At 32.0% G+C, this 1454-nt stretch carries 2 protein-coding genes; one reads left to right on the top strand and one right to left on the bottom strand.

Annotated features, from left to right (window positions below; translation table 11 throughout):
• Window positions 1-410 (bottom strand): LA_3659 family protein (locus tag ACP5O9_RS08535; protein WP_428723834.1); only part of this gene is annotated, 410 nt, incomplete at its 3' end.
• Between the two features lie 179 nt (window positions 411-589).
• Here ACP5O9_RS08535 and ACP5O9_RS08540 point away from each other — a divergent pair.
• On the top strand, window positions 590-1454 hold an 865-nt coding region (locus ACP5O9_RS08540; protein ID WP_428723835.1), incomplete at its 3' end, for an MCP four helix bundle domain-containing protein.

Here is a 1454-nt window from a genome sequence, read left to right on the forward strand (position 1 = left end):
TCGTCAATCCTTTTGTTCGTTTCATCAATCCTTTTGTTCGTTTCATCAATCCTTTTGTTCGTATCATCAATCCTTTTGTTCGTATCATCAATCCTTTTGTTCGTTTCATCAATCCTCTGTGTATTCATCATAATCTCTGTTTTAAGCTCAACCCTGAGTTCATCAATTCGCTTATTAGTATCATCAATCCTTTTGTTCGTTTCATCAATAGCCCGTCTTATGTCCTTAAGTTCAGACTCAATGCTTGCCTGTCTTGATTCAATTGAATTCATTCTTGTATTGATTGAGTCAAGGGCAATTGCAAATCCCTGAAGCTGTCCTGAAACTGTTGCCTTAAAATCCCTTAACTCCTCTTTTATCTCCCCTAAAATCAAATCTCTTATTTTGTCTACTACCTTTTCCCATTCCATAAAACCCTCCAATACAGTTTTTATTTATTATTATACTCAATATTTTATAATTCTTCTCAAAAAAAGAAAGGGGTCTCAGAGGCGGAAAACTTTTTGATATAGCCGTAGTGAAAACTGATTGAAAAATAAATGAGATTACTTTATAATGTAATAAAAAAATAAAAAAGGAGGGATTAAGAATGTTTAAAAACCTTACAATTGGTAAAAAACTCACAGTTGGTTTTGGAGTTTTAATTTTGCTCTTAGCTTTATCAAGTGCTATAACTCTTATTCAATTACAATTCATAAAAAGTGATGTTTCAGATATTGACGAAAGAATTAAAAAACTCAACTATGCAGTGGGTATAAGAAGGATTTTTGCAGAAATAATTAATAATGTAAAAAATATGATACTTACTGAAGATTTAAAGAAAAAACAGGAGCTTAAAAAAGCCATTGATGAAAATAGAACTAAATACAGGGAAAAATTAGAGGCAATAAAAAAGATAACCCATACAAAAGAAGGTGAGCAACTTATAAAAAACCTTGAAGAGGCAATAAGTGATGCAGCTCAGGCAAACAATAAAATAATAGAACTCTCAATGGCAGGAAAAAATAAGGAGGCAATAGAAATTTTTAATCGTGAAGTTTCACCAAAGCTTGATCGCCTTTTTAAAGCTCTTGATGATCAGGTAGCTTTTCATAATAAAACACTTAATGCAAGGCTTGAAGAGATAAATTCAATTATCATGAGAGAAATTTTAGTTATAGTTATTTTCACAGCTGCTTCAATTCTAATAGGCATTGGCTTTGCTATATTTATTTCTCGTTCTGTTAAAAATCCAGTTACAGAATTAAAAGAAGTACTTGAAAAAGTCGCAAAGGGAGACTTATCAGTTAATGTAAAAATGGAAAGCAAAGACGAACTTGGAGTGATTTCTCAATCACTAAATGAGGCAATAGCAAGCATTAAGAAATTGATAGCAGAGTCAAAGACCATATCAACCTCCCTTGCTTCATCTTCTGAAGAACTTTCAGCAACAACAGAGGAGATATCCCGTAATC

The sequence above is a fragment of the Thermodesulfovibrio sp. genome (assembly GCF_049969575.1).
GTDB classification, from domain to species: domain Bacteria; phylum Nitrospirota; class Thermodesulfovibrionia; order Thermodesulfovibrionales; family Thermodesulfovibrionaceae; genus Thermodesulfovibrio; species Thermodesulfovibrio obliviosus.